Annotated in this window: 7 protein-coding genes and 1 pseudogene; all 8 read left to right on the forward strand. The window is 60.4% G+C overall.

Annotated elements, in window-relative coordinates; translation table 11 throughout:
* Positions 1 to 29 precede the first annotated feature (29 nt).
* Positions 30 to 623, forward strand: a complete 594-nt coding sequence (locus tag DES53_RS26290) for a hypothetical protein (RefSeq protein ID WP_113961304.1) — start codon at positions 30 to 32, stop codon at positions 621 to 623.
* Positions 620 to 1,456: a RecB family exonuclease gene (locus DES53_RS26295; RefSeq protein WP_113961305.1), complete on the forward strand. Its 837-nt coding sequence runs from the start codon at positions 620 to 622 to the stop codon at positions 1,454 to 1,456. Before DES53_RS26290 ends, DES53_RS26295 begins: the two co-directional genes overlap by 4 nt.
* Before the next feature lie 114 nt (positions 1,457 to 1,570).
* Positions 1,571 to 2,647 carry a WGR domain-containing protein gene (locus tag DES53_RS26300; protein WP_113961306.1) on the forward strand — a complete coding sequence of 359 codons (1,077 nt, stop codon included), beginning with the start codon at positions 1,571 to 1,573 and terminating at the stop codon, positions 2,645 to 2,647.
* Positions 2,648 to 2,729: 82 nt separating this feature from the next.
* Positions 2,730 to 3,089, forward strand: coding sequence for a hypothetical protein (locus tag DES53_RS26305; protein ID WP_113961307.1), 360 nt, complete (start codon positions 2,730 to 2,732; stop codon positions 3,087 to 3,089).
* Entirely contained in the window at positions 3,073 to 3,510 is a 438-nt protein-coding gene (locus DES53_RS26310) for a hypothetical protein (protein WP_113961308.1), read from the forward strand. The genes DES53_RS26305 and DES53_RS26310 overlap by 17 nt, the downstream gene beginning before the upstream one ends.
* 105 nt (positions 3,511 to 3,615) lie before the next feature.
* On the forward strand, positions 3,616 to 5,115 hold the full coding sequence (locus DES53_RS26315) for a beta clamp domain-containing protein (RefSeq protein WP_147263629.1): 1,500 nt from the start codon (positions 3,616 to 3,618) through the stop codon (positions 5,113 to 5,115).
* A 325-nt stretch (positions 5,116 to 5,440) separates the two neighbouring features.
* Positions 5,441 to 6,010: a DUF932 domain-containing protein gene (locus tag DES53_RS26320; protein ID WP_245958274.1), complete on the forward strand. Its 570-nt coding sequence runs from the start codon at positions 5,441 to 5,443 to the stop codon at positions 6,008 to 6,010.
* A gap of 564 nt (positions 6,011 to 6,574) precedes the next feature.
* Positions 6,575 to 7,020 (forward strand): annotated as a pseudogene (locus tag DES53_RS26325) (hypothetical protein); the annotation flags it as partial.

Below are 7,020 nucleotides of genomic sequence, written 5' to 3' on the forward strand. Positions count from 1 at the left end.
ACTAACCCAATCGAAAGGAAACCAACCTCATGGCAGTTAAACTGTCCGCCAACTACAGCAAAAAACTCGGCCTGCCCGGCTTCAGCTCTCACAGCTTCAGCGCCTCTGTTGAAGTGGAACTCACCGACCTCTCCCAAGTGGAGGCCCAGTGCCAGAAGCTCTACCAGCTTCTTCAGCAATCCGTCGACCATGAGATCCAGCAGGTCGGCTTTGTTCCCGGGGAGTTCTATGGCATCAACGCCGTGGACCAGTCCGGGAACAACGGCCACCGAACCCAGCATGCCAATTGTCATACAAACGGCCACGCCCAGAATGGGAGCGGTCGTGGATACAATGTCAACGGTCACTCCCGGGCCAGTAACGGCAATGGTGGTGGCGAACGCTGGAACTGCACTGACGGCCAGCGCGGGTTCATCCTTCGTCTGGTCAACGAGCATAATCTCGACAAGCAGGAGGTCGAAGATCTGGCCCGCCAGTTCTTCGGCACCGGTGTTCGGGAGCTCAACAAGATGCAGGCCTCCCAGCTCCTCGACGAACTCCTCGCAAAGGTGGGTCAGCCCCGGCAGACCCGCCATCGCAGGCAGCCGTCGTCATCCCAACCCCAACCTGCTGTCGCATCATGAGCGCCCGCACCACCAATGCCGCTACGACTGCTTCCACACCGGGGGCAGGCGCACGGAGCGAGAAGGAAATCATTGCCGAGCTCTTGCAGACAGTGTCGGCTTCGCGGCTGACCCTGTTCCTGCAGTGCCGACTCAAGTTCTTCTTTCGTTACGTGCTGTCTATCCCCAAGCCCAAGGCACCAGCCCTGCATGTCGGCAACGCCGTGCATGCCGCGCTCAAAGCTCGTAACCGAGCCCGCTGGCTCCAGCAGCCCCTCTCGCTTAAAGCGCTTCACGACTCATACTCTGCGGCGTGGACGGATGAGAGCGAGGGCAAGGTGGACTGGGCAGGTGCCGAAGCTGAGGAGAAGGCCATCGGCTGGCGCCTGTTCGAAACATACCTCCGGGAGCATCCACTCCCGGAGGATCTCAAGCCGGATGCGATCGAAGTGTCCATCGAGGCAGACCTGCGCGAGCACGGTCTGCCTCGTCTGGTGGGCATCCTCGATCTCGTCCTGCAAAGCCGCATCATCGACTACAAGACCTCGTCCACTACCCCCAACCCGGAAAGGGTGGCTCACACCCACGAAGTGCAGACCAGTGGCTACGCCGTGTTGTACCGGCACAACACCGGGCAGCGCGAACTGGGGCTGGAACTGCATCACCTGGTCAAACTCAAGAACCCCAAGGTGGTGGTCACCCTCATGCCACCCATGAGTGACGAACAACAAACCCGGTTGTTCCATCTCATGGACGCCTACCAGACCGGCCTGCAGCGTGGTGACTTCGTTCCCTCACCGGGGATGCAGTGCGCCTGCTGTGAGTTCTTCAACGAGTGCCGGCGCTGGAAGTAGCGAACGACCATCCACCTCAACCAACAAGCGACCCGCACGCCTTTCCGGTGTGCGGGTCGCTCTGTTTTCACCCCGAAACCCAAACTCCAACCCCCAACAGAAAGGACTCCACTCATGGAAAGCATCTCCCTCTACTACCGCGAAGGCGCTTCTGACAAAGTGTACGAAGCCTCCATTGTGCCCAAGGGCGACGGATACGTTGTCACCTTCGCCTACGGCCGTCGCGGCTCGACCCTCAATGCGGGCACCAAGACGCCGACACCCCTCGGCTACGACGAAGCCAAGCGCACCTTCGACAAGCTGGTGCGCGAGAAAACAGCCAAAGGATATCAGGTAGCTGCAGGCGGCGGCAGCGTGAGCGCCGCCGCCCTCCCGGCAAACGCCAAGGCACCTACAGGTATTCACTGCCAACTCCTCAATCCCGTTGAGGAGGAAAAAGTCCAGAAACTCCTCTCCCACCCCGACTGGTGGCTGCAGGAGAAGATCGATGGCCGCCGCCTCCTCATCCGCAAAGAAGGCTCCACCATCACCGGCATCAATCGCCTCGGCCAGGAAACCGCTCTTCCCCAAACCATGGTGGAGAGCGCCCTGACCTGCACCGCCGACTTCATCCTTGATGGAGAAGGTGTGGGGGATGTGCTCCACGTGTTCGATGCCCTGAGCCTCCACGGCGGGGATCTACGCCATGTGGGCTTTGCCGAGCGCTTCGTTCGTCTGAGCAAGTTCCTCAAGGTCTCCATTCCTCCGCACTTCAAGCTCGTGAACGTCGCCTGCCAGCTCAACGCCAAGCAGGAAACGTTCACGCGGCTTCAGCGCGAGCATCGCGAAGGGGCGGTCTTCAAGCACATGATGGCTCCGTACACTCCGGGCCGTCCTGCCTCAGGAGGAATGCAGCTCAAGCACAAGTTCTGCGAGACAGCCTCCTTCATCGTCACCAAGCCCAATCCCAAGCGCAGCGTATCCTTACTCCTCTTTGATGGAGACCGGGTGGTGCCCGCGGGCAACGTAACCATTCCACCCAACCACGATGTCCCGGCTCCGGGCACTATTGTGGACTGCCGCTACCTGTACGCCTTCCGCGAGTCCGGCTCCATCTACCAGCCGGTGTACCTAGGCCCACGAGAAGACATCCGCGCGGAGGAATGCACCACCGCCCAGCTCAAGTACCAGCCCGAAGCGGTTGCGCTCTGAGGGGTTGCCTCGCAGCCCACATCCACATGCCAAGCCCGCCTCCCAGTGGAAGGCGGGCTTAACTTCATCCCTCTGCATCGCCATGAAGATCACCTCCATCATCCATCCCATCCTCTGGCTCCTGCTGATGGGCCTCACGACCTCGTGCGGACGCCGACCACCTCCGCCGGAGTCCAGAGGCCCTGAGGCTTCCGGGATGCCAGCCATCTCAGTGGAGAACCTCGTTCACCAGAACGCTGTCTTGCAAGAACAACTCCAAACGGAAAGGGAACTGCACCGAAAAACAGTGCAGCGCCTCGCGTTGGAACAGTCCTGGCGCAACCGATGGCAGACCGCGGCCTTCATCGCCGGCGTTGCCGTGGTGCTGGCATTGCTCATCGGCATGAGCCTCGGTTCTGATACTCGAAAGGAGGCGGAAAACAGCTATGACAACGCCTCCTGACAACGAACCTCCCCGCGAGGTTCCGAATCGTGAAGCGTGGTCACTGGCCATCTCGCGGTGGAAATTGTCGGCCACACCGCTGACGCCACCACGCGTGGATCGTTCGCTTGCCCGGCACGGCCATCTGGCTCGCTCGGCCACGGTCCTGCGTCACACCCTGCACCAGATCGAATTCTGGCTGTCCCCCAACGGCCTGTTTCGCGAATGGTGCCGTCGCAGCCTGCTGCTGGCACTGTTCATCGCGGTGCCACTGCTGTGCTTCACCCCCTTGGTGACGGTGTTCCTGGAACATCTCATCACTTGGTCGGCAGCCCTGCTGCAGATCTGCTCCAATCTGGCGCAGATCCCGGGACGCTTCAGTGCAGGCATGCTCATCGCCCTCACCGGCGGACTGCTACTGCGCTGGCTTCTGCGCCACTGAACCCACATCGCGGTTTCTCAACTCTCGCCAATGCCGTCCTTCGCGGTGGCATCCGCGTTTTTGTGCCCACCCCAACCCTTCAACCAAAACAGAAAGGACAACCTCATGAATCCGATTTCCCTCCCCCTCAACGAACTCAAACCCGCGCTCACCGGCTTGAGCAAAGTCATCAATCGCCACGCCACCCTGCCCATCCTCGGCGGTATCCAGGTGGAACGCACCTCCGACGGCTGGGTGTGCCTTACCGCCACCGACCTCGACCGATTCGTGACCATGCGCCTCGAACAGCCCGACCAGGGCGGTCCCTGCACCATGGTGGTTTCTTTTGAAGACCTCCATCGCCTTAGCAAGAACTGTGGCAAAGGCGATACCCTGCGACTGGAACCGGCATCCGTAGACACTGCGCTGCTCAAGTTCCCCCTGGCGGCACAGACCGGTGAGGCCAAGATCCGGGCCTTCCCGGTCGGCGAGTTTCCCGAAGTGCCCAAGCTCAAAGGCGAGCCCATCTCGCTCACTGAAACCCTCCGCCAATCCCTGCTGGAGGCGCTGGAGTGTTCCAGCAGCGATCCCGGCCGCTACATCCTCCAGAGCGCCTGCATCGATGTGTCCAAACCCGGGGCTCACTACGTGGTGGGCACCGATGGCAGACATCTCTACAGCAGCAACTCATTCACCCTGCCGCTCACCCAATCCATGGTGCTGCCCAAGCACAAGTTCCTTGGCTGGCGCGACTTTGTCCTCGACGGCAACTGGCGGCTCAAAATAGCACCCTCGAAAGAGAAGGACGTCCCAGGCTGGGTGCAACTGAGTAGCCGACGCTGGCGCTACATCACCCGGCAACTGATCGGTAACTACCCGGAGTGGAAAGTTGCGGTGCCGGACGCAGCGTCCACCAAGACCACCCTGGTCCTCAATGCTGACTCCGTGGAACAGATCCAACAGGCCATCAATCGCCTGCCCTGCCATGAGCCACTACATCAGACCATCGGCATAGCCTGGGAGCATGGTGAAGCCGCCCTGCTGGCAAGAGCGCCTGAAGACCAGGACTGGACCCGGGTGCCCCTGCCCAAGGTAGAGGCAAAAGGTCCTGACCTGCGCGCCTTTGTGGATCGGCGATTCCTGGCCAAAGCGCTGGACTTCGGTCTGCACACCATCGGCCTCATCGACGAAATCTCACCCCTGCGGTTCACCGAAGGCGGACGCCAGATGATCGTCATGCCCTTGCGTCCGAACGGTCCGAGCGAAGCTGCACCCAGTACGTCAGAAGCGCCAGCAAAGGTGGCGAAGGCCGCTATAGCACAAGCAACGCCTACGCCTGCGCTAAAACAAACTGAGGCCAGCCCGACGTCGTTCGCGACGCCACCCATCGAGGCCTCTCTCCAAAGCGGCGAGGTCAATGCCTCGCCAAACTCGGCCAATAAGAGTCAGATGGAACAAGCCATCGAACTGGTGGACGAACTCCGCGCCTACCATAGCCAGTCCCAGGACAAACTCCGCGATCTCGGCACCAAGCTGCGGATCGCGCTCCGTGAACAAAAGGCAGGCACCAAGGAACTCCACACGTTCCGTCAGCGCCTGCGTGCCTTACAGGCCGTTCAGTTCTGACCGACTTCGCTCAACTCCGCAACCACTCCGGCCCGTGCAGCATCCCGCTGCATGGGCCTCTTTATTTGAGCCTCACTATAAGAAAGGAACCACCATCATGTATGACAATGCTCTTGCACTCCCGGTCGTCGCGACTCCTCCCGTTCAGGCTCGGCGACACCATCCAAATCTCATCCTCCATTGCGGTGCCCGTCTCGCCACATTGGAAGAAGTCGCCAAAGTTCGCACTCCACCATCAACTGCGACCTGGCAACCTATCCCCCACGCGACACTTATTCAAACCATCGAGCGGACGCTGGCAGCCTCCAACCTTCGCTTGGGCAGCGTGGCCCACAGCCTAGATGCCGAAGGCAATCGCTACTTCGGTCTCATGGAAATCATGGGCCGCAGCGCCAGTCAGGACTACTGCTGGGTGCTCGGCCTGCGCAACAGCCATGACAAGACATTCCCCGCGGGTATCGTCGCTGGTGCCACCGTGTTCTGCTGCGACAACCTCAGCTTCTCCGGCGAGGTCAAATTCGCCAGGAAGCACACGCGCTTCATCATGCGGGATCTACCCCAACTCACGGAGCGGGCCGTGGGACGCCTCATGACCAAATGGCACGATCAAGACAAGCGTATCGGTGCTTACAAGGAAGCCGACATCGACGACGCCAGCGCCCACGACCTCGTCATCCGCGCCACGGATGTCGGAGTCTGCAGCAACCGGCTCATTCCCTCGGTGCTTCATGAGTGGCGCAAACCACGCCATGAGGCATTTGAACCCCGGAATGTTTGGTCGCTGTTCAATGCATTCACAGAGTCACTCAAAGATGGCAACCTGGCTGAGCTTCCGAAACGCACGGAAGCACTCCACGGATTGTTGGACACCCACGTTGGGCTCGGGCTCAACTAAGGTGCCATTGAAAAGCTTCCTCGAAACCGGGGTGGCTTTTCTTTAGCTGTCGGCTACTGAGAGCTATGCTCTGGACCCCAATAAAGCCCTGTGGCTAGGGCTTCTTCCGTCGCTCCTTTTGCGCGGCAATGCGGATAATCTTCTAACGTAGAGGAGTATAAATCGCAACTCATGTTCAGCGAGCTGCGGGTACTATGGCGACCGAGAGAGTGAACCTTGGACTGGCGGAACTAGGCAAGGTGCTCACTCGCTTCCAGCGGGACGCTCTGAGCAGAGCGCCGTTTTCCTTGCGACAGAGCGCCATGCCTCGCCCTCTCTGCTACTTCTCGGCGGCGAGACGCTTCCGAGGGCCTCCCGGCGAAGAAGAAATTTCGCTCACTGACGACCAGCAGCCCGGCAGTGCCAAGCCGGTCGAGTTACCGACCAAGTCTTCAGTGCGATAGCAAGCGCACGATTTCGACGAGTTCGCCATCAAACTTGGCGCAGTCGGAAGGAAAGCTCCGCGCACATTCGTTGAGAAGCCCTGATCGCGACTCGCTCGATCAACCTTCCTATCCATTAAACATGAAGCCGCCCAAGATTCGACCCCAACGTCTGCTCATCGTCATCAACCTCTTTCTGGCATTTGCATCACAGGGTCTTGTAGGAGCCGAGACGCCCGGTGCGCTGGTTTTTCGTGCGGGCGCGGCCACAAGCAACATTACGCCAGCAATTGGTGCGGACCCGAAGGTTCGCACAAGCCGCCCGCCAGCGACCCACGTCCATGACGAGTTGCACGCCCGGTGCCTAGTGCTCGATGACGGTCAGACCAAGCTGGCGTTCGTCGTGTGCGACCTGCGGCACATTTCTGCCGAAGTCGCCGACGGTGCCAAGCGGATCATCGAAAAAATGACCGGCACCCCGCCGCAGTGCGTCGTCATCTCCGCAACACACACGCACACCTCGGGCGGCGCGAAGCTGGAACAGCAGGAGGGCGAGCCCTACTACGATTACAGCGCCTTTCTCACCCG

It is taken from the genome of Roseimicrobium gellanilyticum (assembly GCF_003315205.1).
Classification (GTDB): Bacteria; Verrucomicrobiota; Verrucomicrobiia; order Verrucomicrobiales; family Verrucomicrobiaceae; genus Roseimicrobium; species Roseimicrobium gellanilyticum.

What these genes read in the sequence shown, in the direction of transcription:
- DES53_RS26290 (WP_113961304.1), top strand. Translation starts at nt 30, where the DNA reads ATGGCAGTTAAACTGTCCGCCAACTACAGCAAAAAACTCGGCCTGCCC.
- DES53_RS26295 (WP_113961305.1), top strand. Translation starts at nt 620, where the DNA reads ATGAGCGCCCGCACCACCAATGCCGCTACGACTGCTTCCACACCGGGG.
- DES53_RS26300 (WP_113961306.1), top strand. Translation starts at nt 1,571, where the DNA reads ATGGAAAGCATCTCCCTCTACTACCGCGAAGGCGCTTCTGACAAAGTG.
- DES53_RS26305 (WP_113961307.1), top strand. Translation starts at nt 2,730, where the DNA reads ATGAAGATCACCTCCATCATCCATCCCATCCTCTGGCTCCTGCTGATG.
- DES53_RS26310 (WP_113961308.1), top strand. Translation starts at nt 3,073, where the DNA reads ATGACAACGCCTCCTGACAACGAACCTCCCCGCGAGGTTCCGAATCGT.
- DES53_RS26315 (WP_147263629.1), top strand. Translation starts at nt 3,616, where the DNA reads ATGAATCCGATTTCCCTCCCCCTCAACGAACTCAAACCCGCGCTCACC.